Source organism: Pseudoduganella umbonata, assembly GCF_014192225.1.
In the GTDB taxonomy this organism is placed as follows: domain Bacteria; phylum Pseudomonadota; class Gammaproteobacteria; order Burkholderiales; family Burkholderiaceae_D; genus Rugamonas; species Rugamonas umbonata.
The window spans coordinates 257,767-282,443 of the sequence record NZ_JACHXS010000005.1 but is presented as its reverse complement, the minus strand read 5'-3'; the positions used below and the strand labels follow the sequence as shown (position 1 = coordinate 282,443).

Here is a 24,677-nt window from a genome sequence, read left to right as displayed (position 1 = left end):
ACCTTATGACGACCGAAACCACGACCGCCGCCCCCGCTTACAACCCGAGCGAAAAGCAGAAAGGCGCCAGCAAGACGTCGCGCATCCCGATCAAGATCGTGCCGATCGAGCAGGTGGAGCGCCTGAAGAAGCCGGAGTGGATCCGCGTCAAGGCGGCATCGGCTTCCAGCCGCTTCTACGAGATCAAGGACATCCTGCGCGAGAACAAGCTGGTGACGGTGTGCGAGGAAGCGTCCTGCCCGAACATCGGCGAGTGCTTCGGCAAGGGCACGGCCACCTTCATGATCATGGGCGACAAGTGCACGCGCCGCTGCCCGTTCTGCGACGTGGGCCACGGCCGCCCCGACCCGCTGGACGTGGACGAGCCGGGCAACCTGGCCAACACGATCGCCAAGCTGCGCCTGTCCTACGTGGTGATCACGTCGGTGGACCGCGACGACCTGCGCGACGGCGGTGCCGGCCACTTCGTCGAGTGCATCACGAAGACCAAGGCGCTGTCGCCGAAAACCCAGATCGAAGTGCTGGTGCCGGACTTCCGCGGCCGCCTCGACAAGGCGCTGGACATCTTCGCCGGCGGCCTGCCGGACGTGATGAACCACAACCTGGAAACGGTGCCGCGCCTGTACAAGGAAGCCCGCCCCGGCGCCGACTACCTGCACTCGCTGAAGCTGCTGAAGGACTTCAAGGCACGCTACCCGCACGTCAAGACCAAGTCCGGCCTGATGGTCGGCCTGGGCGAAACGGACGAGGAAATCCTGCAGGTGATGCGCGACATGCGCGAGCACGACATCGACATGCTGACGATCGGCCAGTACCTGGCGCCGTCGAACAGCCACCTGCCGGTGCGCCGCTACGTGCACCCGGACGTGTTCAAGATGTTCGAGGAAGAAGCCTACAAGATGGGCTTCGGCCACGCCGCCGTGGGCGCCATGGTGCGCAGCTCGTACCATGCGGATGTGCAGGCGCATAACCTGCTGGAAGCGGTCAACGGTTAAAGTTAATGCGATAAATCGGAGGTTGGTGAGACAGCCACCGACCTTCAGTCCGGGCCCCGCCCAAAGACGGAAATTCATGGCGTATCGATCGGTTCGGTGAACCGGCCTTCCCGAACCGGTCGATCCCGCCTTCCGTCCTCCAATTCCCCTCCCTTCATGCTGCTTCTCCGGCGCTCCCACAGCCCGTGTGGTTGAGGCGCTACTCGGCAATGGAAATATCGGTGCCGGCATTGTTGTTTAGCCGGATGCTCACTAAGCTGATGATCGAAATGTCCATTCGCGAGCCGATTGGCAGCCTCCGGAAAGTCCTGTTCCGCCCAGTGGCGCGCCCTTCAAACCAACCATGCTCATCATCTTTGACGGCCACTGCAACTTCTGTAACGGATGGGTTCGTTTCGTAGCGAAACGCGACAAAGCTGGTCTGTTCAATTTCGCGACGACCCATTCCATCACCGGATCGCCGATCGTTCGTGCGGCCGGCATGGACCCCGATGACGTGGAGTCCATCATCCTGGTCGACGGCGATCGCCGGCTGTTGAATTCGGACGCGGTCCTGGCCATCGTTTCACGCCTTGGCGGTATGTGGGCCATGGCTTCGGTGCTCCGGATAGTGCCGAGGAAGGTGCGCGATTTTTGCTACAGGCAGTTTGCCCGGCGCCGATACGCCCTGTTCGGCAAACGCGATCACTGCACGTTACCGCCGGAAGAATTGGGCCAACAATTGCGCGAACGTTTCCTGCCTTAGATTGGATGCTGCCGGGTCTTTGATTTGCAGCTTTCGTTGTCGATCGACTTTTGGCCTTTCGGGGCGCAAGGAGATTCATCGTGGCCAAACAAAAAAAGAGCAAGATCGAATTGATCCGCAGCGAATACGACAAGCCGGAGCTGGCAAGGCAACTGGCGGCAATGCGGGCGGACGAACAGCGCCGCGTCCTGCGAAAGACCCAGCCGGGTGCCATCGTCACCGCTTCGCGTGACTTGACCTTGTCGAAGAAAAGTTACTGGCTCAAGCCGATCCAGGGCTCCGTCATGCTTTTCTGGGGCAGGCAATGTTCCGACCTGATTCCGGCACTCGAACGAGCTTATGCGACCGGGGACGAAGCGGCACTGGAGCGTATCAGCGCCGGCTTTGCCGATCAGTTCGAACGCCGGCCCGTCGTGCCGCTGAAGGAGGGATTCGAAAAACTCTTCGCGACGACGATGTATTTTGATCTGGTCTATGGCGCCAAGCAGTTGATCTCCCGCCTGGCCCTGCCGGACGGGATCGAATATGGCGCCGTCGGGTTCGCCTACAACGGCGGCTCCCTGAGAAACGAAAGCTTCGCCCTGCTCGAGTACAGCAAGCCGTTCGAGCGGCAGGGCTATGAAACCCTGATCGTGAAGGTGCCACCGGAGCTTTCGGAGATCGAGCGGGAAGCGCTTGCGCTGGTGCCGCCGGAGTCCTGGGAATCGAATATCGGGCATGCCACCATGTGTCCCGTGGCGTGCGTCGGCATCGCCGCGATCGTGATCGCGCTGGTCACCTGCGCCGGCGGGTGCGCGGAACTCGAGAGGCAACTGGGAAAAATCTCGCTGACGGCAGACCAGCTTCGCCAGCTCGGGCCGCTCTCTTCGGCCAGCGAACTGCTGGCGGTGCGCCGGGAGGTTTTCGAGCAGTACGGATTCTGACGGACGGGTTTTCCGATGCGAGACGGTGGAGTCCGGGAGGCGGGATGAGCATTACCGCATGGGATTGCCTGGTCACGGCGGCGCTCGCAGGTTTGCTGCTGGCGACGCTGGCGCACAATATCGGCCTGCATGGCCGGCCACTTGCTCGTCTCGAGGCGCTGGCGCTCGTGCCCAAGTGGAAATTCTTCGCGCCCAACCCCGGCACGTTCAATCTCTATCTGCTGTATCGCGACCGATGTGCCGATGGATCGCTGACACCCTGGCTGATCCTGCATGCCATGGACCACGACAGGGATTGGTACACCTTTATCTGGAACCCGGACAGAAGGCTTCGCAAGGCCCTGCATGACTTGATCACGAGCCTGCCTTACCCCTTGAACGAGACGGACCCGCAACTGTTCAAACTGACGACCGCGTACCTGCTCATCATCAGTCATCTCGCGGCACTGCCGAGAATTGCCGACTCCCGGGAAACGCAATTTCTCGTGATGAAGAAGTATCTCGACGAGCCCTGCCAGGTCCTGTTCTGCTCGGAGCTGCACCGGCTATGAGCATGCTGCCGCTCACCTCCGCTGAAGACGCCATGGGCCTGGTGGTGCTCATCGCGGTGGCCGGCATCTGTATTTCCGCGGCCGAAGAGCTGCACCGGCGCGACGTCTTCAGCGAGACCGGACTGCTGAGCTGGTCGGTCCTGCGCTATGCCGGCGGAAGCGGCGTCCCGCGATGGTTCTCATGGTTGACGAACCGGTTTTTCTCATCCGTCGACTTCCACTACATCCTGTCGGTCAAGCTGATCGCGGCAGGATTGCTCGGATGCTCGCTCGCCCTGGGCCCGGCCAGTCCTGTGCCGACCGCCATCCTGTGTGGCACCGTCCTGTTCACGCTGCTGATCCTCAAGGCGCGAACCAGCTATGGCATGGACGGGTCGGACCACATGAATATCGTGATATTCCTTGCCGCGACACTTTTCTACGCAAGCCCGGCGGACTCGTTCGCACGCAATGCCTGCCTGTTCTACGTGGGCCTTCAGTCGGTGTCGTCGTATCTCGTGTCAGGGCTGGCCAAGCTGTCCGGTCCCGAGTGGCGAAGAGGTACCGCCCTGGCTGGCGTGTTCAGCACGCAGATCTATGGCCGCAAGTTCGCCGGGCACCTGTTTCGTGCCTATCCTGGCGCCGGAATGGCCGTGTCGTGGAGCGTGATCGCTTTCCAGTGCCTGTTTGTCCTGGTGCTCGGGGCGGACCAGCAAGTGATGTCGCTCCTGCTGTTCCTCGGCGCGGCTTTTCACGTGGCGAATGCCTTCCTCATGGGGCTCAACAGCTTCGTCTTCTCCTTCGTCGCCACCTATCCCGCCGTGATCTATCTGAATCACGCCCTGCACGGCTGAGACACGCCTGCCCGGGCAGCCACGCCGGCCTACGCCAGCATGGCCTCGATCTCCTCCGGCGGTACCGGCTTGCTGAACAGGTAACCCTGCATCTCGTCGCAGCCGTACTGCACCAGGAAATCGCGCTGCTGCTCGGTTTCCACCCCTTCGGCGATCACCCGCATCTGCAACTGGTGCGACAGCGAGATGATGGCCCGCGCGATCGCCTGGTCGTCCGCGCTGTGCGCCAGGTCGCGCACGAACGACTTGTCGATCTTCAGGCGGCTGATGGGGAACGACTTCAATGCCGCGAGGCTCGAGTAACCGGTGCCGAAGTCGTCGATCGACAGCGCGATGTTCATCGTTTCCAGTTCGCGCATCTTGTCGACGGCCTGCTGCACGTCGCGCATGATCAGGCTTTCCGTCACCTCCAGTTCCAGCCACCGTGCATCGAGGCCCGCTTCGGCCAGGGCGGCTGCCACCCGCTTCACCAGGCGCGGGTCGTCGAACTGGCGCGGCGACACGTTGACCGACATGCCGATCGGCGGCAGCCCGGCGTCCTGCCAGCGCCGCGCCTGGCGGCAGGCTTCGCGCAGCACCCATTCGCCGATCGCGACGATCATGCCGCTCTCTTCGGCCAGCGGAATGAACACGTCCGGGCGCACCATGCCCCGTTCCGGATGCTGCCAGCGCACCAGCGCCTCGACGCCGAACACGCGTCCCGTCGCCAGGTCCACCTTCGGCTGGTACAGCAGGCGCAGCTGGTTCTCGTCGACGGCGCGGCGCAGCCCTTCCATCAGGGCCAGCTTTTCCTCCAGCGATGCGTTCATCTCGTGCGCATAGAACTGGCAGTTGTTCTTGCCCATTTCCTTGGCACGGTACATGGCGGCATCGGCATTCATCATCAGCGTATCGCGGTTGCCGCCGTCGCGCGGATAGATGGCCGCGCCGATCGAGCAGCTGACCTGCACTTCCTGCCCGTCCAGCACGACCGGCCGCACCACGGCGGCGAGGATCTTTTCCAGCAGCACCGCGCGGTCGGTATCGTCCGCATCGGACTGCGGCAGCACCAGCACGAACTCGTCGCCGCCGAAGCGGCCCACGGTGTCGCTCTTGCGCACGCAGTCGACCATGCGGCTGGCCACTGTCTTGAGCAGTTCGTCGCCGGCCGTGTGGCCCAGCGTGTCGTTGACGAGCTTGAAGCTGTCCAGGTCCACGAACGCCACCATCACTTCCTGCCGCTCGCGTTCCGCATGCAGGATCGACTGCTCGATGCGGTCGCCGATCAGGTTGCGGTTCGGCAGCCCGGTCAGCGCGTCGTGCTGCGCCATGTGGAAGATGCGTTCCGCATCGCGCTTGCTTTCGGTGATGTCGCGCAGGATCGCCACCGCGCCGCGTTCCACGCCCACCACTTGCCAGTGCAGCCATTCGGCCCTGAACTCGGGCATGTCGTTGTGCCACTCTTCCTGGTGCACGCCGCCCTTGGCCGCGATGCGGCAAAGCGTATCGAACATGCCGGTTTCGCGCGCGCGCGGCAGCCATTGCAGCAGCGTGCTGTTGCGCATCTGTTCCTTGCTGCGCGCCGTCATCAGCTCGGCACGGGTATTGGTCGAGACGATGCGGAAGTCGGTGATCCGCTGGTCCTTGTCGTACACGGCGCGCAGGACAAAGAAGGCGTCGAGGTTCGCTTCCGACGCGGCGGCGTAGGTTTCCTGCGCACGGCGCACGCGGCGGCGGGCTTTCGCCCCCTGCCATGACCATATCCACACCAGCGCGACCAGGATGAGCAGCACTGCCGATGCCGTCCCGGCTTCCCACAGGTGGGTCACGCGCCTTGCGTCGAAGGCCGCCATCTGCTCGGCCTCGGCCAGGCCGACCACGACCGCCAGGCCATACGTGCGCAGCGTGCGCATGGCGGTGTAGCGGTGCACGCCGTCGAGCAGGGTGGTTCGCGGCAGCCCGGATGCCTGCTGCAACGCCGCCAGGTCGAGAAGCTGTCCCCACGAGGTACGCTCGCCGATCCGTGCGGTGCGCACCACGCCGTCCGTGCCGGCGATGGCCAGCAGGCCATGGTCGCCCTGGCGCGAACGCTCGTAGCCGCTGGTGAAATACGATGGATCCACTTCCAGGATCGCCACGCCGGCAAACTGCCCGTCCGGGCCGTTCAGGCGGCGCGTGAAGTGGATGTGCCAGTCGTTGCGGGCAGTATCGCGCTGCGTTTCGGCCACGTAGGCCTGACCGGTATCGCGCTGCCGGTGATACTCGAAATATCCCTGGCCGGCCACCGTCTGTTCGGGCGACGCGGGGTTGCTGGCAACGATGCGGCCGGATGCATCGGCGATGCTGACGGCGAACACCAGGGCCGGCGGCAGCAGGCCTTCCTGCGCCAGTTCCGGCAGCGCGGCGGTTGCGCCCTTGCGCTCGGAAGCATATTTGATCAGTTTCAGCGTCTGGTCGATGCCGTTCAGGTTGCGCGCCATCTGCGCTTCGTACGTGTCGAGCAGCTCGTTGACGGAGTCGCGTGCCGCCTCCTGCGCGGCCGTCCGCTCGTTGCGGATGAAATGCAGGGTCGCGGTCCAGATCACGCCCAGCAGGACGAGCGTGAACAGCGGCAGCGAGACATAGGTCTCCAGACCAAGCCGGAGCCATCGCATCTTGCGGGGTGCGGGGCGCCCGGCTGCCATCAGTGCACCGTCAGCACCGCACGCACGGTCGGATCGAGCGCCGAGCGATCGATGTAGCCGATCATGCCGGGGTTCTCGGCAACCAGTTTCTTCACCCCCGCATTGCCGGACGCTTCACGGGGCGGCTGGCCGCGGCCGGTGAAGATCATCTTGGTCCAGTAAGCCCGCAGGAGCGCAGGGGAGCGCCGGACCACCTTTTCATAGAATTCATCGCGCGGCGCCGTGCCGATCTGCTGGTCGACCGGCGTCGCTTCGCTCCCGTCCGGAAAGCGGTGCGACTCGGAAAGGAAGATATCGGCGACCTGCTCGGCACGCAGGGCCGGCACCGGCGCCCGGGCCGAGACAATGACCACCAGGTCGGCGGCGCCGGCACTGCCGAAGACCAGCATGGCCGCCAGTGCACAACAGAGTCCTGGCAAAGGGAGTTTGCGCTTCAGCATGCCGGCCCCGTTCAGAAAACGAAATCCACGCCGGCGCTGACGACGCCGAACGCCTGGCCGGAGCGGAAGCCCGGCTGCACATTGGTCAGCGTGCCGGTCGACCCGCCGCGCGGGCGCACGCGGTCGAACTGCGCCTTCACCGCGTAATCGGGCGCAACGTCCCAGCGCATGCCGATACTGGCGGTGTCCTGGATGCCGATCGAGCGCAGCTGGGCGTTCAGCTCGTCGTTCAGCAGCGTGGTCAGCCCGGCGACGGCGGGCGGCAGGCCCGCGGTGGGCAGCCCCTCGACGTGCGTCGCCATGTTGGCGTCGACCCGGGCAAGCGTGGCATACGGTGCCACCGTGCCGAAGCGGTATCCCGCGCTCAGGTAGCCCGCGGTCTGGTCGCCCAGCATCGAGCGGGTATTGACGCGGCCGATCTCGCCCATCAGGAACCAGTTGCCCGGATCGTAGCTGAAGCCCGCGTTGAAGATGCGGATCTTGCGCGAGGCGATGTCGTAGCGGTCCGCCAGGGCCTGCCCGGTTGGCCCGAAGCTGCGGAAGGCGTCGAAAAACGGTTCGGCGCCGGCGATGTCCATCGTCGTCGAGGCGGCGGTGGCACGCATCGTCAGCGCGCCCATCGTCGCATTGTGCGTGACGGCATAGGCGTTGCGGGACTTGCCGCGGATGTCGGGTGTGATCTGCACGTCCGCGACGCCGACCGTGACCTGGGTTTCATGCTTGGCACCCCATGCATTCCAGCGGTAGGTCGCATCGACGCCGTCGTTGCTCGATATCGGCATCAGGTTGTACAACTCGACCGGGGTACGCAGCCATGGCAGCGCGTAGCTCGCCTTGCGGTAGTCCGCGGCCAGGAACAGCGGCAGCGCGATACGGCCGGCCCGGATCGACAGCTCCGGCGTGACCTGGAACTTCACGTTCGCCCACTCGAGATGCGGTTCGTAGGCGTGCCCGACGCCTTTTTCGTGCACCACCTGCACCACGGCCGACCACCGCTTGTCGAACTGGACGCCGAGCTGCGCGCCGAGCCGGCTGTCGACGTCGAATGCCCATTCCTTGCCATGGCCGGCCTGGCCACGGTAAATCGGGCTGGCCGTATAGTCGGCCTGCTTTTCCGTCGAGTGGACGGCCGCCAGCGTGCCGAAGCCGCCGAACGTCCACCTGGCCTGTGCGTGCGCACCGCCGTGCGCGCACGCGAGGGCGAGCGCCGCAATGCAACCGGCTCTGCGCTGGAATGAAACGCGAAGATCAGATGACATGTTTTCCTGGGCCAGGCGCAGGGATGCGCGCAATGGCAAAGTTCTACTGTTTTAGCAAAAAGGGAGCAGGGGCAGCCAAGCGTGCTGCGGGTAGTTCGGCAATGGGTGGCGGTACGGGATCGGGGGACCGCGCGAACTGCGACTGTAGTGGATTGCAGTTCGCAAGTCGATAAGTTTCCGTGTGGAACTAACAGAAAGCCGGAATACAAGGCTTGCATACAACAGTCAAAGCCGGTGATGGCTCTGCAGCCACCCCCGCGCCATCCGCTCGGCGCGCTGAGTTTCTTTGAAATTCTTGTTAATTCATCACTATTCAGCTTCCAAGTCCCGCATGAATGCCGAAGAATACGGCTATTCGATGACATACAGGAAACGATGTGATGAATTTCGGCGAGAAACTCAAGCAGATCCGCACCCAGCGCGGCCTCACCCAACCGCAGTTCGCGGAACAGCTCGGCATCGAACAGTCCTATCTCTCCAAGCTGGAAAACGACAAATCGGTGCCTTCCGCGGAGATGTTGACAAGCATCCTTGCCGGGATCGGCATGGACACGGCGACATTCCTGCAAGACGTGGACAAGGACGTCCTGGCCACGACCCTGCGCCATATCCCGGCGGTCGACCAGTTGAACAGGCACGCCGTGGCGGTGCAGGTGCATCGCTACAGGCGCTGGGTGTACGGCTCCGCGGCGGCATGGATCCTCGGCTTTGCCATGATGCTGGCCGCGAACGATGGCATTTTCTTTTCAAACAAGGTGTATCGCTACGTTTCGCTCGGGGTCATCCTGGCCGGGGAACCGGAAACCATTTTCGAGAAGCAGGATGAAATCCTCAGCCTGCGGCAGATGGCCAGGGTGATTACGCATGAGCAGTTCGCCAGCCAGCTGGCTGATTTCAAGGCCAACCGGGTCAGGCCCGTGACCGTGGAGTTGCCCGCCTACCGCGGGAACTCTTTCCGGCAGCCGGAGCGCAATGGCTATCGCCGCTTCGACCTGCTCAAGACCCAGCACGTGCAGGCCTTCGGCAACCGCATCCTCCAGTTCCTTGGCGCGATCGTCTTTGCCAGCGGCTTCGCCGGCGTCTTCATCGAATGGCGCCTGCGCCGTATCCGCACCAGGCTTCGGTAATCAGCTTCACTAAGCAGCTTCACTAAGCAGCTTCATTAAGCAGCTTCATTAAGCAGCTTCATTAAGCAGCTTCATTAATCAACCAGAAAGGAGACCCGCATGTCGCAGATCCGTACCTTCCTCAGCGGCGCCACCGCCATGGCCGCCGCCCTGGCCGCCGTAGCCGCGCTGACGGGCGCCAAGACCGAACGCAAGGAAACGTTCGATGAAATTACCGTGGGCCGCATCAATATCGTCGAGCCGGACGGCACCCGGCGCATCGTCATTTCCAACAAGGCCCAGTTTCCCGGTGATTTCCAGCAGGGCAAGGAACGCGAGCGCCCGGACCGCCGCGCGTTCGCCGGCATGTTGTTCATCAACGAGGAGGGCACGGAAAACGGCGGCCTGATCCAGAAAGGCAGCATCGCTGCCGACGGCAAGGTGTCGTCCGGCCTGTCGCTGACGTTCGACCGCTTCCGCCAGGACCAGGCACTACAGCTGATCAATACCGATAGCGCCAGCCACCAGATGACAGCCTTCGGCATCAATGACGTACCGCATTATAAGGTCACCTCGATGGAGGACGTGACGCGCTTCGGCGAGGATGCGCGCAAGTTGCCCGAAGCCGAACGGCGCGCCTACTGGCAGAAGCTGAAGGACGAGGGGCGCCTGAGCGTGAACCGCATCTGGCTCGGCAATACCGGCGATAAAGGCTCGTCCCTGCAGTTGAAGGATGCCAGGGGCCGCACCCGGATGCTGCTGCTGGTCAGCGCCGACGGCAAGGCGCAGATCCAGATGCTGGACGAGCAGGGCAAGGTCGTGAAGTCGATCGAGCCCGGTTCCGGAACCTGAGGCCGCACGCTTCGGGCGCCGCCTGGACGTTTCGACAGGCGCCCGTATAATCGGGGCTCCGCTGCACACAGCCGAGCTGCGATCCACCGCGGTCGACCTGCGCGACGCTGGCTCATCGATGACTGTCTGTACGGACGGCGGCGCTTCACTGGGTGCCTCGGCACTTGCCGCCGTTTTCATCAACGGACCCGACCATGACCGTACGCATCGAACCCTCCTGGAAGCAGCACCTGCACGCCGAGTTCGACAAACCTTACTGGACCGAGCTCACGGGTTTCGTGCGCGCCGAATACCAAGCCGGCCACTGCTGCCCGCCGGGCAAGGATATCTTCCGGGCCTTCGACCTGACGCCGTTCGACAAGGTCAAGGTCGTGATCCTCGGGCAGGATCCATACCACACGCCCGGCGCCGCGATGGGCTTCTGTTTTTCCGTCCCCGATGGCAACCGCCCGCAACCCAGCCTGCAGAACATTTTCCAGGAGCTGGAAAGCGACCTGGGTGTGCGGCGTACCCGCACCGACCTGTCCGACTGGGCGGAGCAGGGCGTGTTCCTGCTGAACGCCGTGCTGACCGTGCGCGCCCGCGCCGCCGGTTCGCATGCCGGCAAGGGCTGGGAGACGTTCACGGACACGGCGATCCGCATGCTGTCCGAGGAACGCGAACAGCTGGTGTTCATCCTGTGGGGCAGTTACGCGATCGCCAAGAAGGCGCTGATCGACACGAAGAAGCACCTCGTCATCACGTCGCCGCACCCTTCGCCGTTCTCGGCGCACAAAGGGTTCTTCGGCAGCAGGCCGTTTTCAAAGGCGAACGAGTACCTGAGGGCGGCGGGGAAGGAACCGATTGCCTGGGGGTGAGGGCGGCACCTGCTGATCATGTCGTCCGACCGGTGCCCTGCCCATGTCGCAAACGTTCAAGACAATTGCCGTGCGGCGAGGCACACTGGCACCACATCGAGTCAAACGGAGTCCGCATGAGCACTGCCGCCCTGAAGGCACCCGCCCCACGCACCATTGCCGACCTGCCGGCGCCGCCCGGCCTGCCGCTGCTGGGCAATGCGCTGCAAATGAAACCATCCACCGTGCACCTGGCGATGGAACGGTGGTGCCGCCGCTATGGGCCGATATTCCGCGCGCGGCTTGGCCGATATGAAACGGTGGTATTGGCCGACAGCGATGCCATTGCCGCCGTGCTGCGCGACCGGCCGGACGGCTTCCGGCGCCCCGTCATCACCGCCGAGGTGTCGGCCGAACTGGGCGGGCAGGTGGGCGTCTTCATTGCCGAGGGCGATGCCTGGCGCAACCAGCGCCGCATGGTGATGAGCGCGTTTTCGCCCACCGCGATCAGGGCCTATTTCGAGCGCATGGCGCAGGTGGCGCAGCGCCTGGAGCACCGGTGGAGGGCGGCCGGCGAACGGGAAATCGACCTGTCCGGCGACCTGAAACGCTATACGGTGGACGTGGTTGCCGGGCTGGCGTTCGGCGCCGACATCAATACGCTCGACAGCGGCGGCGATGCGATCCAGGAGCACGTGGAAACCGTCATGGCCGGTGTCGCGCGCCGTTCGCTGCTGCCCTTTGCCTACTGGCGCTGGTTCAAGCTGCCGGCGGACCGCCGGCTGGAGCGCAGCGTGCGGGCGGTACGCGACGCCACGGATGGTTTCATCGCCGAGGCACGCGCCGCGATGGCTGCCGATCCCACGCTGCGCGAACGGCCCGCCAACATGCTGCAGGCCATGCTGGCCGCGGCCGACCAGCCGGGCAGCGGCGTGGACGAAAGCGCCGTCGCGGGCAATGTCACGACGATGCTGCTGGCGGGCGAGGACACCACGGCCAGCGCGCTGGCGTGGCTGATCTGGCTGTTGTGGCAAAACCCGGAAGCGCTGGCGCGCGCGCAGCGGGAAGTCCGGCTGCATGCGCCTGCGCTGACCGTGGAAAGCATCGGCGCGCTCGACTACCTGGAGGCCTGCGCACTCGAAGCGATGCGGCTGAAACCGCCCGCGCCGTTCCTGCCGCTGCAGGCGCTGCGCGACACCACGGTGATGAACGTGCACCTGCCGAAAGGTACGCTGCTGTGGTGTGCGCTGCGCCACGACAGCGTCGACGCCGGCGTATTTCCCGAGCCGCAGCGCTTCGATCCCGAACGGTGGCTGCCGGGAGGAGGGGGAAACCGGCAGGTAGCGCTGCCGTTCGGCGCCGGACCGCGCACGTGTCCGGGGCGTTACCTGTCGCTGATGGAATTGAAGGTGGCGATGGCCGTGCTGCTGGGGCGCTTCGACATCGTCGAGGTACGGGCGCGCGACCGTATCGAGCCGGCGGAAGTGCTGGGCTTCGTGATGGGGCCCACGCCGCTGGCGATGCGGCTGCGGGCGGCGTGACATGGGATGCGGAAAACCGGTGTCTGACACTATTTTCCGATGAAAACCGGAAAATAGTGTCAGACACCTGGCCCTTCACCGCTATTGGCTTGTTTTACTGATCCTTGCGCCAGAATCCCGCGTGCGACAGCTTCGCTTCCTCTTCGCGCAGCGGTCCGATGACCTCGGTGGGCCGCTGCCCGGCGGCGAATACTTCGCGGCACGGCAGCGACAGCGTCGGGTTTTCCGGATCGCTGCCGGTCAGCGACAGCAGCGTCGCTTCGGACATCGCATACACCACGCGCCCCACGCCGCTCCAGTAAGTGCCGCCGGCGCACATCGCGCACGGTTCGGCGTTCGTGTACATCGTGGCGCCGGCGAGTTTTTCCGGCGCATGCTGCGACGAGGCGATGCGCAGCGCGTTCATTTCCGCGTGCGCGGTGCGGTCGCTGCTCGATGCGTTCATCGCCTGCGCGATGACGTTGCCTTCGGCATCGGCAATGATGGCGGCGAACGGGTGATGGCCCTCGTCGCGCGAGCGCTGGGCCAGCGCGAGCACGTCCGTCAGGAACTGGTGGTCGCGCGTTGTGGCTTCGGTCATATGGTCTCTCGAAAAACGCGGGACGGGCGAACCCGCCCCGCAACAGGGTGATTACTTCGGAATCGTCCCTTCCACGCCCTGCACGTAGAAGTTCATCGACATCAGTTCCTTCCACGGCATCTGCACGCCGGCGGCCACCTTGACGGCGCCCGACTGGTCCTTGATCGGTCCCGTGAACGGTGCCGCCGTGCCGGCCGTGAAGGCCGCCTTCTTCGCGTCGAAGATTTTCGCGGCGTCGGCAGGTACCACCGGGTTCAGCGGCGACATCTTCACCATGCCTTCCTTCAGGCCGCCGTGCACGTGGCCCGGTTTCCATGTTCCGGCCAGCACGGCCTTCGCCACCTCGGTGTAGTAGCCGCCCCACTGGTTGGTGGCGGCCGTCAGGTGCGCCTTCGGTGCGAAGCGCTGCATGTCCGAATCCCAGCCGAATGCGTACTTGCCCTTTTCCTGGGCCGCCTGCAGCGTGGCCGGGGAATCGGTGTTCTGCGTCAGCACGTCGGCGCCCTGGGCGATCAGCGTTTCGGCCGCCTGGCGTTCCTTGGCCGGGTCATACCAGCTGTTGACCCAGATGATCCGGGTCTTGATCTTCGGGTTCACGCTTTGCGCGCCCAGCGTGAACGCGTTGATGTTGCGGATCACTTCCGGCACCGGGAACGATCCCACGAAGCCGAGGGTATTGGTCTTCGTCATCTTGCCGGCGATGATGCCCTGCAGGTAGGAGCCTTCGAACAGGCGTGCCTCGTAGGCGCCCATGTTCTTCGTGGTCTTGAAGCCGGTGGCGTGCTGGAACACCACGTTCGGAAACGCCTTCGCCACCTTTTCCGTCGGGTTCATGTAGCCGAACGAGGTGGTGAAAATGAGCTTGTTGCCATCCGCCGCAAGCTTGCGGATCACACGCTCGGAGTCCGCGCCTTCCGGCACGTTCTCGACGTAGGTGGACTTCACCTTGCCGCCCAGGGCCTTCTCCATTTCCAGGCGGCCCTGTTCATGCGCGTAGGTCCAGCCGGCATCGCCGACCGGGCCGATATAGATGAACCCCACCTTCAGAGGTTCCTGCGCCTGGGCCGGTGCGATGGCGGCCGCGCCCAGCGCGGCGGACAGGGATGCAAAGGCGAGCAGCTTGCGACGATTCATGATGTTCCTCTTTCAGGTTGGTCAGAAGTGGTATTCGGCACGCACCATCGGGGTCCGTGCGGTGGCGCCGCGCACCGTGTCCTCCGGATTACCGAACTTGTTCTTCCAGTACTGGTAGGCCACGCCGACCTTGAAGGTCTTCGGATTGGCGCCGAGCAGGGAACTGACGTCGTACATCAGCTTCATGTCGACGTTGATCTCCACCGCCGACGGCCTGCCGAACTCGTTGAGGCCCTTGGCGCCGATGTAGTTCGCATAGCCCTCGAATTCCAGCGGCACGTTCGGCACCGGAATGCTCCAGGAGCTGAACAGCGCCGCGTGCGTGTCGTAGCGGTAGCGGTTGGTGGCGGTCTGCGTGAAGCCGTTGTACGGCGCGTTGGATTCATGCAACGCCACCAGGCTCACGTTCAGGAAGCCCGGCACGTCGAACATCACCGTCGGGCCAAGGACCAGCATGCGCTTCTTCGAGTTGTAGCCGGCGTCCGTCTTGCTGTTGATGTCGAAGCCGGCCGTGATGCCCACGCCGCGCACGGGGCCAAAGGCGAGCTTCCGGCCGGTGACCTTGCCCAGGTCCAGGGTATGGCGGTACAGCGCATAGGCTTCATGGGCGCCCGAGCGGGCGCCGACCGCGGACGGGTCGTTCTCGTCCGACACCAGGTAATCGACACTGAAGAAATTGCTGCCGTACTTGTAGCCGCTGGCGTGGCTGAAGTTCACCACGTGCTTGACGATATCCTTGCCGTTGAACGGTTCCGAGAATTTCGAGCCGTAGCGGTAGCTCAGCGAGGTATCGCTCCAGTCGGCGGCCTGGGCGGCGCAGGCGCAGGTGGCGGCGAGGGTGAAGGCAGCAGCAAGACGAATGGGTTTCATGCGGGGTCCTTGTAAGTGTTGTGTCACGGATTGCATCCAATGTGCCGATCGATTGCATGCAACACGACAGTACCTTTAGCAAGTACCGGGCCACCCCGCTGTCTCCTCTACGAAATGTCCGTCGCTGTGTCACGCCGCACCAAGACGGATCGCTCCAACGCTGCCGATGTGCATTGCCGGTGCATTATGCACACAATTTTGGAGCGTTTTGTATACAATTTTTCAGCACCCGGCCAGTGCTTCGGCCAGGCTTAATTTGCGTTCCGGTGTGCCCAAATGCAGGCGCGCCTCGATTTCCTGCAAGTGATGCTCGATCATCGCGGTGGCGCCATGCTCGTCGCCTTGCTCGATCAGCGCCAGCAGGTCGTGGTGTTCGTGGTTGCCGCACATCGGTACGCCCGGGTTCTCGTAGACGGCAATGATCAGCGACGAGCGCGATACCAGTTCCACCATGAAGCGCTGCAGCACCGCGTTGCCGGCCAGCTCGGCCAGCAACAGGTGGAACTCGCCGCCCAGGCGGATCCATGCCGCACGGTCGCCGCTGCGGCGCGCTGCTTCCTCGGCATCCAGCGCGGCGCGGATGCGGCCGAGCGAGGCGGGCGTGACGTGGCGGATCACCAGCGGCACGATGGCCCGCTCGATGGCGCGGCGCGCCGTAAACACGTCGCGCGCTTCCTGTGGCGACGGCGATGCCACCACCGCGCCGCGGTTCGGCCGCAGCACCACGATATGGTCGTGCGCCAGCCGCTGCAGCGCCTTGCGCACCGTGGTGCGGCTCACTTCATACAGTTCGCAGAACTCGGCCTCGCCCAGCCGCGTACCGGGCGGCAGCTTGTGGCTCATTACCGCGTTCACGACCGCGCTATAGATGCGCAGGTCGACGGCGGCGGCGCCGCGCTTGCCGGCCGCCGTCTTGGCTGCTGTCTTGACTGCTGTATTGCCTACTGCCTTGTCGGCGGGCGTGTCTGCGGCATCGATGGCGCTTTCGATGGTTGCTTCATTGGCGGCCGCCGGGTTGGCGGCCGGTTTGGCGGTACGAGCGCGGCGGCCTGGTGGGCGCTCCGCTGGGGTGTGCTTCGTCATTGACAGTCTCCGCTTTCGGTTCGGGATCGGGCGGGATCGATCCGCACGCGATCGTAATGGCAAAGCAGGAACCGTGCACGGCAGTGGCGATGCGATGCTGTCGCGGACGCACGGTATTGGCGCAATAGTGCACATTTCATGGTGCAGTTTGTATACAAGTTGGCGCGTCCAGTGTTCCGTGACGGCCGGCTCTGCTTTTCCTGCCAGTGGAAATGATGGCATGCAACTTGCACAGGATTTGCCGTTACCCCTGATGGAGCCGCAGATGAGCGAACCTGAGATCAGCCAGCCAAGGGCCACGCCGCCCGGGCGGCAAAAAGCCGAACCGCGGCTGCGGCTGCTGGGAATTTCCAAGATCTATCCTTCCGTCGTCGCCAACGACAGCGTGGACCTGACGGTGATGCCGGGCGAAATCCACGCGGTGCTGGGCGAGAACGGTGCCGGCAAGAGCACGCTGATGAAGATGATCTATGGCGTGACGCGGCCCGATGCGGGCGAGATCCTGTGGGAAGGCAAACAGGTCACGATCCCGTCGCCGGCCGCCGCGCGCCGGCTCGGCATCGGCATGGTATTCCAGCACTTCGCGCTGTTCGAAACGCTGACCGTGGCCGAGAACATCGCGCTGGCGCTGGACGGCAAGACCTCGCCGGCCAGGCTGGCGCCGCAAATCCGCGAAGTATCGGCCCGCTATGGCCTGCCGCTCGATCCGGAGCGCCGCGTGCACAGCATGTCCGTCGGCGAACGCCAGCGCGTGGAAATCGTGCGCTGCCTGCTGCAGTCGCCGCGCCTGCTGATCATGGACGAACCGACGTCGGTGCTGACGCCGGATGCGGTGCAGAAGCTGTTCGTGTCGCTGCGCCAGCTGGCGGCGGAGGGCGTCAGCATTCTCTATATCAGCCACAAGCTCGACGAGATCCAGGCGCTGTGCGACAAGGCGACCGTGCTGCGTGCCGGCCGCGTTTCCGGCACCGCCACGCCAAAGACGCAGACCGCGCACGAACTGGCCGAACTGATGATCGGCGGCGACCTGCCGACCTGCACGCTGGCACCGCGCGAACCGGGGGAAGTGCGGCTGGCGCTGGACAAGCTGTCCTTGCCCAGCCCGGATCCGTTCGGCACCGACCTGCACGACATCACGCTCGATATCCATGCCGGCGAGATCGTCGGGCTGGCGGGCGTGTCCGGTAACGGCCAGCAGGAATTGATGAAGGCGATTTCCGGCGAGGTGCCGCTGCGCCAGGCAAAAGGCATCCGCCTGTTCGGCGTGGAAGCGGGGCGGCTGAACGCGGCCGCGCGCCGCCGGCTCGGCCTCGGCTTCGTGCCGGAAGAGCGGCTGGGGCGCGGCGCCGTACCCGCCATGTCGCTGGCCGACAACGCGCTGCTGACGGGATACCTGGCCGACGGCGCCGGCATGCTGCGCAACGGTTTGTTGGGAGGCCTGATCCGCCGCGGCGCGATCCGCGGCTTTGCCGACAGCGTCATCGGCCGTTTCAAGGTGAAGTGCGGCGGTTCGGGATCGGCGGCCTCCAGCCTTTCCGGCGGCAACCTGCAGAAATTCATCGTCGGCCGTGAAATCGCGCTGGCGCCGAAGGTGATGGTGCTGGCGCAGCCCACCTGGGGCGTCGACATCGGCGCGGCGATGCTGATCCGCCAGGCCATCATCGACCTGCGCGACCAGGGCGTGGCCGTGCTGGTGATCTCCGAGGAGCTCGACGAGCTGTTCATGATGTGCGACCGCATCGCCGTGCTGGCCAAGGGGCGCCTGTCGCGCGCCGTCGCCGTCGAAGACGCCACCGTCAACCAGATCGGGGTGTGGATGAGTGGCGACTTTTCCACAGCCGCGCAACCCGCTGCCACGAACCAGGAAGGAAACCGCCATGTCCCGGCTTGAAGCCCGCCCCGCACCCTCGCGCGCGATGATGCTCGCGTCGCCGCTGCTCGCCGCGCTGGCGATGCTCGTCACCGGTTCGATCCTGTTCCTGTTCCTGGGCCAGGAGCCGCTGCACGCGTTCTACGTGTACTTCATCAAGCCCGCCACCACGCTGTACGGCGTGGGCGAACTGCTGCTGAAAGCCACCCCGCTGATCCTGTGCGGCGTGGGCCTGGCGATCGGCTTCCGGGCCGACGTGCACAACATCGGCGCGGACGGCCAGCTGACGGTGGGCGCCATCGCCGCCGGTTGCGTGGCGCTGTATTTCGATGGCGTCGAGGCGCCGTGGGTACTGCCGCTGATGCTGGTCGCCGGCGCGCTGGGCGGCATGGCGTGGGCGGCGATTCCCGCACTGCTGCGCACGCGCTTCAATACCAGCGAGATCCTGGTCAGCCTGATGCTGGTGTACGTGGCTTACCTGCTGTTGAGCTACCTGGTGCATGGCCCGCTGCGCGACCCGGACGGTTTCAATTTCCCGCAATCGAAGATGTTCGGCGACTCGGCAACGCTGCCGCTGCTGGTCGAAGGCCTGCGCGTCAATGCGGCGTTCCTGCTGTCGCTGGTGGGTGTCGTGGGCGCATGGTTCTTCTGCCGCCACACGTTCGCCGGCTACCGGATGCAGGTCAGCGGCATGGCGCCGGCCGCCGCGCTGTATGCGGGCTTCTCGGCGCCGCGCAACGTGTGGCTGGCGTTCCTCGTCAGCGGCGCGATGGCCGGGCTGGCAGGGGTAGGGGAGGTGGCCGGTCCGATCGGGCAGCTGCAGCCTTCCGTATCGCCGGGCTACGGCTTCGCCGCGATCATCGTCGCCTATGTCGGCCGGCTGCATCCGGTCGGCGTGCTGCTGGCCGCGCTGCTGATGTCGCTGCTGTACATCGGCGGCGAGGCCGCGCAGATCGAACTGCAGCTGCCATCGGCCATCACCGGCCTGTTCCAGGGCCTGCTGCTGTTCTACCTGCTGGCGGCCGACCTGTTCATCCACTACCGCTTCAAGCCGCGCGTGCGCGTGGCATCCGCCGCGAAAACGGCGGCAACTCCGGAGATCGCCGCATGAATCCCGACTATGTAATCGCATTCCTGGCCAGCACCGCCGGTGCCGCCACGCCGCTCGTGCTGGCGTCGTCCGGCGAACTGGTGGCCGAACGCTCCGGCGTGCTGAACCTGGGGCTCGAAGGCATCATGCTGGTGGGCGCCGTGACGGGCTTCATGGCAACGCTGCACACCGGCTCGCTCACCATGGGCCTGCTGGCCGCGCTGCTGGCCGGCATGGCGATGTCGCTGGTGTTCGGCTTCCTCGTGCTGACGCTGCAGACCAACCAGGTGGCGACGGGTCTCGCGCTGACGCTGTTCGGCATCGGCCTGTCGGCCTTCCTCGGCCGCGACCTGGTGGGCCAGACGGTGGAGCCGATCGCAAAGCTGTCGTTCCCGGTCCTGTCGGACCTGCCGTTCATCGGGCCGCTGCTGTTCCGCTTCGATGCGGTCGTCTACCTGTCGCTGCTGCTGGTCGCCGCGGTGGGCTGGATGCTGGCGCGCACGCGCATCGGCCTGCAGATCCGTGCCGTCGGCGAGGCGCCGCACAGCGCCCACGCGATCGGCATGCCGGTGATCAAGCTGCGCTACGCGGCCGTGCTGTTCGGCGGCGCCATGGCGGGCGTGGGCGGCGCCTACATGTCGCTGGCATTGACGCCGATGTGGGTGGAGGGCATGACGGCCGGCCGCGGCTGGATCGCGCTGGCGCAGGTGGTGTTCGCCACGTGGAAGCCGCGCAACGTGGTGCTCGGCGCCTACCTGTTCGGCGGCGTCACCGTGCTGCAGTTCCACGGCCAGGGCATGGGGCTGGATGTACCATCGCAATTCCTGTCGATGCTGCCGTATCTCGCCACGATCGTGATCCTGGTGATCATCTGCCGCGATCCGAAGACCATCCTGCTCAACAAGCCGATGTCGCTGGGGCAGAATTTCAAGGCCGATTGAGCGTTTAGAACAGCCGCTCGGCTGGCATGGCGTGTTCCCGGGTTTATGATGCAGCATTCACACCGGGGACACACCATGGACGACATCCAGCAAAAACTCGAACGCTTCAACAGCCGCGCCAACGGCACGCTGCCGGACCACATGAATATCCGCTTCACCGCGGCTGCGCAGGGCGAGCTCTCCGCCGAGATCGAAATCCGGAAGCATCACCTGGCGCCGAACGGCTTTCTCCATGCCGGCACCGTGGTCACGCTGGCCGATACGGCTTGCGGCTACGGCTGCTTTGTCAGCCTGCCGGAAGGCGCCGAGAATTTCACCACGATCGAGCTGAAATCGAACCACCTGGGCACCGTGCGCGAAGGCACGATCGCCGTCACGGCCAGGGCCGTCCACATGGGCAAGACCACCCAGGTGTGGGATGCCACCGTCAGCAACAAGGCGACCGGCAAGACGATCGCGCTGTTCCGCTGCACGCAGATGGTGCTGTACCCGAAATGACATGCTGTACGCGGCGATAGCGATCATCGTTGCGGGAATCATGGCGGCGCTGGCGCCGATCGTGCGGGAATGGAGCGAGCATCGCAAGCGCAAGGATGAGGAGAAAAAGGAGAAGCAGGAGAAGGAGAAGCGCGGGCGGCATTAGCACTCCGGGGCGTTGAAGCGGTGCCGAAGTGTACTGGTACAACTTCCGTCACGTAGCCAGGGGTGATCGTCACCACTGTATCGGTACTGTACGAGCCAGTTCGATTAGCATGGATCCTCGTCCAAGGAACCATGCCATGCACACCCTGATCCCGTACCTGCCGCTGATGATGTTCGCGTTCGTGTCGTCGATCACGCCCGGGCCGAACAACATCATGCTGACCTCTTCCGGCATCTGGTTCGGCTTCCGCCGTTCGATCCCGCACATGCTGGGCATTACGGTCGGCTTCGGCGTGCTGCTGGCCATTTGCGCGACCGGTATCGGTGCGCTGGTGATGGCGGTGCCCGCGGCCCGGTTCGCGCTCAGGGTGGCGGGTTCGGGCTACCTGCTGTACCTGGCGTGGCAACTGCGCGACATGCGGTTCGACGGCGAGGCCGAGCAGGCACGCAAGCCGATGGGTTTCATGGCGGCGGCCGTTTTCCAGTTCTGCAATCCGAAGGCCTGGGTCATGGCGATCACCGGCAGCTCGGCCTTCCTGCCGCAAGGCATGCCGGCTTTGCTCGCGATCGCCGTGTTCTGCCTGGTCTTCTGCGCCGTCAACCTGCCCTGCATCTCCGTGTGGACCGGCGCCGGCGCACTGCTGCGGCGCTACCTGTCGCAGCCGCTGTGGCGCAAGGTGTTCTGCGCGGTGATGGTGGCGTTGACGGTGTATTCGGCGCTGGCGATGTGGCTGTGAGCGATTGCGTGCAATTCCTCTTTAGGTACCCAAAGCACACGATTTACAGATCAGCGAAAAGCATAACTCATGCATGGAATAAGGCCGGATTCTTGAGTAAAGCAGCAAGTTTGACATAATACTACTTCTCTCCGTGACAATTGGAGAGATTTCTTGCTGGCCACTACGAGCATAATGTAGGATTAATCTTACATAATTTCCTAAAGGATGGTATGGACGGCTCAGGTATAGTTGTTGGCAGAAGTATTCTTAGCTCGGTTATGCACCATATAGATTCACATAGTAACTCTGTTCAAAAAGTTCCGATCAGTGCAACGGCTAATGATCTTCATGGGTATTTGTCGAAACTTCTTAATGAGATTCAAGAACAATCTCACAAAAGAGTTTACTCACCTGTCAGCGTTGCGACAGAATTTGTGACGTGCCTAAAAAGTTTTTTAGTTAATCAAAGGTTAGATTCTAACCCATCTGCTGATTTACTTGCGCAACGATTAATGCGCGAAGAAACTGCTAGCGAAGCTAGGCACCCGAACTTAAACCCTGTTACGAAAGGTAGTCTGCTGCAATTTATTTATACAGACTCCGGGTTCACGTGGTACCTTGGCGTAAAAATTGAACATAGTTCGTTTATCGATATAAATGCGTTAATTCGTCGATCAGGTTTGGCTGAAGATCGAAAACTATATAAAGCTGTGAGTGTAAATATTGATACACTCTCTGGGCCATTTGATGTCCAAGTGTTTGATACTAATGGAACGCCGGCTGTTTACTGGTGGAAATATTTTTTAGAGCTTGTTGTTAAGCGAAGTGATTCAGAGAACACCAAGAATGCGGTAGATGCTGTTATTAAGACAGTCGGTATTCTCAAGCGTGAATTCCCTGCTGACTATAGTGTACTCAGGAATGCGACTATAGCCGCGTTTAAGCAAAAATCTGAGATGCGATTCGGTAATTTTGTCGATAATTTATTAAAGAGCTATGTCCCAATCGATGGAAATGCGAAACCTAAGCTAGCAATTGTCGAGCAAAAACTAAGAAATTTACCGATAACAAAAAATTTCGACGCGCAGTTTACGCTTGATCCTTCAGTGGTTTCCTATAATCAACGAAAAGTCGTACTGTCACCGGAGATTACATTGTCGATTAAGGAAGGCGTCGAAAATTTAAAGGATAAAATCTGGGCGTCCAAAACGGACGATGGTCGGAATGTTCTTGTGATTCAGACCGAAAACATCAAGGATTTTGATTTCAGAGGTTAAGTGAATGTTTAACCACTTCATTTCATCTTTAGTTAATGCGGATACTGTTGAAGTACAGGAGACTATTACTAGTTTTCTGTTATCGTACATAATTTCAATCCAAGATGTTCAGCCAGTAAATGCAGTAATCGCGACCTTATCGACAATTGCAGTTCGTGATACGTTTGAATTACACATCGAGGCTGGCGGCTCACACCTTACTATTAATACGATCCCGTTCGATACTGCCGAAGTAAACGCCTTTGCAATTGAAGCGGAGGAAGTAGGTGAAATATCGGTATCGTTGAAAATAACGAAAAATAAGGTGAATGATGTTATTTCGATCTACTCCATTGCAGAATTTGAAAAATATCTATCATCGGCTAAATTTACTGCAGTACTCGCCACCTTATCTAGCTTATTGGAAGGGATACTCCATTTTAATGTAATGGATAGTATTGGTGAATTTTCTACGCATACGCTTTCCTTTGGGCAAAGCCCGTCCAATGTACGAACGCAGAATTTGGACCGAAGAGCAATAATTGGCAATTTTAAAGAAGGTTCATCATTTTCTGGAGTAAGCGGATTTGCACTTCTCCCGAACGACTTTCATTTTCGTGATCCGTGTGGTCGTGCCGCCTTCGATAGGTTCTTCGCGCTTGCTTGTGGAACACTATCACTAGTGTATCTCTCGAATGTTTCCGATCTAGACCGTGATGGGAAGCTTTCATTGAGGATGTATGGATACAAAGCGGTAATTATTGAAAATATCGACACAGATTATGTTATTCAAAATGCGCCGATGTTGTACAAGATTTACCGTTGGGTATATGACACCGATACTGTGGCAGACCGTCTCGGATTGGCTAGAAATGTAATATCTTTACATTTGAATCAAAACGGCCATCCTATTTTTAGTCAGGCAGTTTTGGATGCCATTCATTCCAATTACCAGATCTATTTAAAAGGAAATATTGAAAGCTACTTAGAGGTTAAAGGGAAAATAGCAGAGATGTTACTTGATGCTATTAACAAAACAAATGTTTTGTCTGAAAGTATGCTAGATTCCCTTAAGAACAACGCCTTAATAATAATTACTTTTTTACTGACAGTAGTGATAATAAATGGTGTCAAAGATCTTAGCGTAAATTCAGTATTTTCTTGGCCCTACTTAATTATTGTGGTATTTCTATCTGCAACATCTTGGATTTGGCTTCGGCTGATGCGCAGCGATGTCAATGATAGATTTGAAGTTGCATCGGTTACGCTGGCAAATGTCTTGCAAACAAATTATCAGGGCGTTTTGTTACCAAATGAAATCAATAGATCAGTGACGCCAGCTATCGCCGAAAACAAAGTTCAATTGCAAAAACAAATAGATAAGTATGCCAGTTGGTGGAATAAAATGCTTTGGTCTTTCTTACTCCTTTACATCGCTGGTTTTTTGGTTTTTAATTTTGTTGCCGGACAAAAGAATATAAATTCGGATAGCAAAGTAGAAACTAAGGAACAACATACCGAACGTGAACGATCGGTTAAAAAAATCACAGTCAAGCCGCGATACATTGGTCCAGAGATGTAAATTTATTTGGAAGTTGTTTGTGTCTAGTTATCTACAGTATGAGGTGGGCGGATAATTATTATTTGGTTATGCGTTTACTTAGAGAATTGCAGTCAATATGTACGATAGGCCGGGTATATTGAAGTGCCAAAGTCTACTCCAATACCTTATTTTAAGGGTAAAATTA

General features: G+C 61.7%; 24 protein-coding genes. 17 read left to right on the top strand and 7 right to left on the bottom strand.

Annotation, left to right across the window (positions count from 1 at the left end; all coding sequences use genetic code 11):
* Positions 1-5: 5 nt before the first annotated feature.
* From lipA to FHS02_RS15375, 5 genes are all read left to right on the top strand, one after another.
* Positions 6-995 (top strand): lipoyl synthase, encoded by a 990-nt coding sequence (gene lipA / locus FHS02_RS15395; RefSeq protein ID WP_137315348.1) that lies wholly within the window; start codon positions 6-8, stop codon positions 993-995.
* 343 nt (positions 996-1,338) lie between these two features.
* On the top strand, positions 1,339-1,740 hold the full coding sequence (locus FHS02_RS15390; RefSeq protein WP_137315347.1) for a thiol-disulfide oxidoreductase DCC family protein: 402 nt from the start codon (positions 1,339-1,341) through the stop codon (positions 1,738-1,740).
* 80 nt (positions 1,741-1,820) lie between these two features.
* On the top strand, positions 1,821-2,663 hold the full coding sequence (locus FHS02_RS15385) for a hypothetical protein (protein WP_137315346.1): 843 nt from the start codon (positions 1,821-1,823) through the stop codon (positions 2,661-2,663).
* Positions 2,664-2,707: 44 nt separating this feature from the next.
* Positions 2,708-3,214, top strand: a complete 507-nt coding sequence (locus tag FHS02_RS15380; protein WP_137315345.1) for a hypothetical protein — start codon at positions 2,708-2,710, stop codon at positions 3,212-3,214.
* 2 nt (positions 3,215-3,216) lie between these two features.
* Positions 3,217-4,047, top strand: a complete 831-nt coding sequence (locus tag FHS02_RS15375; RefSeq protein WP_137315344.1) for an HTTM domain-containing protein — start codon at positions 3,217-3,219, stop codon at positions 4,045-4,047.
* A gap of 29 nt (positions 4,048-4,076) precedes the next feature.
* Here FHS02_RS15375 and FHS02_RS15370 read toward each other — a convergent pair whose 3' ends face one another.
* From FHS02_RS15370 to FHS02_RS15360, 3 genes are read right to left on the bottom strand one after another with little or no spacing between them, the layout of a single operon-like run.
* Positions 4,077-6,710 carry a bifunctional diguanylate cyclase/phosphodiesterase gene (locus tag FHS02_RS15370; protein WP_137315343.1) on the bottom strand — a complete coding sequence of 878 codons (2,634 nt, stop codon included), beginning with the start codon at positions 6,708-6,710 and terminating at the stop codon, positions 4,077-4,079.
* The gene (locus FHS02_RS15365; RefSeq protein WP_229422285.1) at positions 6,710-7,150 is read right to left on the bottom strand and encodes a type 2 periplasmic-binding domain-containing protein; all 441 of its coding nucleotides are present in this window, start codon (positions 7,148-7,150) and stop codon (positions 6,710-6,712) included. Before FHS02_RS15365 ends, FHS02_RS15370 begins: the two co-directional genes overlap by 1 nt.
* Positions 7,151-7,161: 11 nt before the next feature.
* A complete protein-coding gene (locus FHS02_RS15360) occupies positions 7,162-8,409 on the bottom strand; it encodes a hypothetical protein (RefSeq protein ID WP_137315342.1) in 1,248 nt (415 codons plus the stop codon).
* Positions 8,410-8,789: 380 nt separating this feature from the next.
* Here FHS02_RS15360 and FHS02_RS15355 point away from each other — a divergent pair, with 380 nt between their 5' ends.
* The 4 genes from FHS02_RS15355 to FHS02_RS15340 all read left to right on the top strand — a co-directional run bounded on the left by FHS02_RS15355 (position 8,790) and on the right by FHS02_RS15340 (position 12,744).
* Positions 8,790-9,536 carry a helix-turn-helix domain-containing protein gene (locus FHS02_RS15355; RefSeq protein WP_137317578.1) on the top strand — a complete coding sequence of 249 codons (747 nt, stop codon included), beginning with the start codon at positions 8,790-8,792 and terminating at the stop codon, positions 9,534-9,536.
* 99 nt (positions 9,537-9,635) lie between these two features.
* Entirely contained in the window at positions 9,636-10,367 is a 732-nt protein-coding gene (locus FHS02_RS15350; protein WP_137315341.1) for a hypothetical protein, read from the top strand.
* 194 nt (positions 10,368-10,561) lie between these two features.
* Positions 10,562-11,224 carry a uracil-DNA glycosylase gene (locus FHS02_RS15345; RefSeq protein WP_137315340.1) on the top strand — a complete coding sequence of 221 codons (663 nt, stop codon included), beginning with the start codon at positions 10,562-10,564 and terminating at the stop codon, positions 11,222-11,224.
* A gap of 116 nt (positions 11,225-11,340) precedes the next feature.
* On the top strand, positions 11,341-12,744 hold the full coding sequence (locus tag FHS02_RS15340) for a cytochrome P450 (protein ID WP_137315339.1): 1,404 nt from the start codon (positions 11,341-11,343) through the stop codon (positions 12,742-12,744).
* 94 nt (positions 12,745-12,838) lie between these two features.
* On the opposite strand, the gene FHS02_RS15335 is transcribed toward FHS02_RS15340, so the two are convergent.
* From FHS02_RS15335 to FHS02_RS15320, 4 genes are all read right to left on the bottom strand, one after another.
* A complete protein-coding gene (locus tag FHS02_RS15335; protein WP_137315338.1) occupies positions 12,839-13,324 on the bottom strand; it encodes a nucleoside deaminase in 486 nt (161 codons plus the stop codon).
* Between the two features lie 51 nt (positions 13,325-13,375).
* A complete protein-coding gene (locus tag FHS02_RS15330) occupies positions 13,376-14,458 on the bottom strand; it encodes a BMP family ABC transporter substrate-binding protein (RefSeq protein ID WP_137315337.1) in 1,083 nt (360 codons plus the stop codon).
* Between the two features lie 21 nt (positions 14,459-14,479).
* Positions 14,480-15,328, bottom strand: a complete 849-nt coding sequence (locus FHS02_RS15325) for an outer envelope protein (protein ID WP_137315336.1) — start codon at positions 15,326-15,328, stop codon at positions 14,480-14,482.
* 222 nt (positions 15,329-15,550) lie between these two features.
* Complete coding sequence (locus FHS02_RS15320; RefSeq protein WP_137315335.1) at positions 15,551-16,411, bottom strand: GntR family transcriptional regulator; 861 nt, start codon at positions 16,409-16,411, stop codon at positions 15,551-15,553.
* A gap of 265 nt (positions 16,412-16,676) precedes the next feature.
* Between FHS02_RS15320 and FHS02_RS15315 the strand changes: the two genes are divergently transcribed.
* The 8 genes from FHS02_RS15315 (at position 16,677) to FHS02_RS15280 (ending at position 24,511) form a co-directional block, all read left to right on the top strand.
* Positions 16,677-18,302, top strand: a complete 1,626-nt coding sequence (locus tag FHS02_RS15315; RefSeq protein WP_137315334.1) for an ABC transporter ATP-binding protein — start codon at positions 16,677-16,679, stop codon at positions 18,300-18,302.
* Positions 18,289-19,392: an ABC transporter permease gene (locus FHS02_RS15310; protein WP_137315333.1), complete on the top strand. Its 1,104-nt coding sequence runs from the start codon at positions 18,289-18,291 to the stop codon at positions 19,390-19,392. The genes FHS02_RS15315 and FHS02_RS15310 overlap by 14 nt, the downstream gene beginning before the upstream one ends.
* Positions 19,389-20,312, top strand: a complete 924-nt coding sequence (locus tag FHS02_RS15305) for an ABC transporter permease (RefSeq protein WP_137315332.1) — start codon at positions 19,389-19,391, stop codon at positions 20,310-20,312. The genes FHS02_RS15310 and FHS02_RS15305 overlap by 4 nt, the downstream gene beginning before the upstream one ends.
* A gap of 75 nt (positions 20,313-20,387) precedes the next feature.
* On the top strand, positions 20,388-20,810 hold the full coding sequence (locus FHS02_RS15300; RefSeq protein WP_137315331.1) for a PaaI family thioesterase: 423 nt from the start codon (positions 20,388-20,390) through the stop codon (positions 20,808-20,810).
* A gap of 1 nt (position 20,811) precedes the next feature.
* Positions 20,812-20,955, top strand: coding sequence for a hypothetical protein (locus tag FHS02_RS15295; RefSeq protein WP_175424872.1), 144 nt, complete (start codon positions 20,812-20,814; stop codon positions 20,953-20,955).
* Positions 20,956-21,091: 136 nt separating this feature from the next.
* Complete coding sequence (locus tag FHS02_RS15290) at positions 21,092-21,691, top strand: LysE family translocator (RefSeq protein ID WP_229422284.1); 600 nt, start codon at positions 21,092-21,094, stop codon at positions 21,689-21,691.
* Positions 21,692-21,903: 212 nt separating this feature from the next.
* The gene (locus tag FHS02_RS15285) at positions 21,904-22,950 is read left to right on the top strand and encodes a nucleoid-associated protein (protein WP_137315330.1); all 1,047 of its coding nucleotides are present in this window, start codon (positions 21,904-21,906) and stop codon (positions 22,948-22,950) included.
* 4 nt (positions 22,951-22,954) lie between these two features.
* Positions 22,955-24,511 (top strand): hypothetical protein, encoded by a 1,557-nt coding sequence (locus FHS02_RS15280; RefSeq protein ID WP_137315329.1) that lies wholly within the window; start codon positions 22,955-22,957, stop codon positions 24,509-24,511.
* Positions 24,512-24,677: the final 166 nt, after the last annotated feature.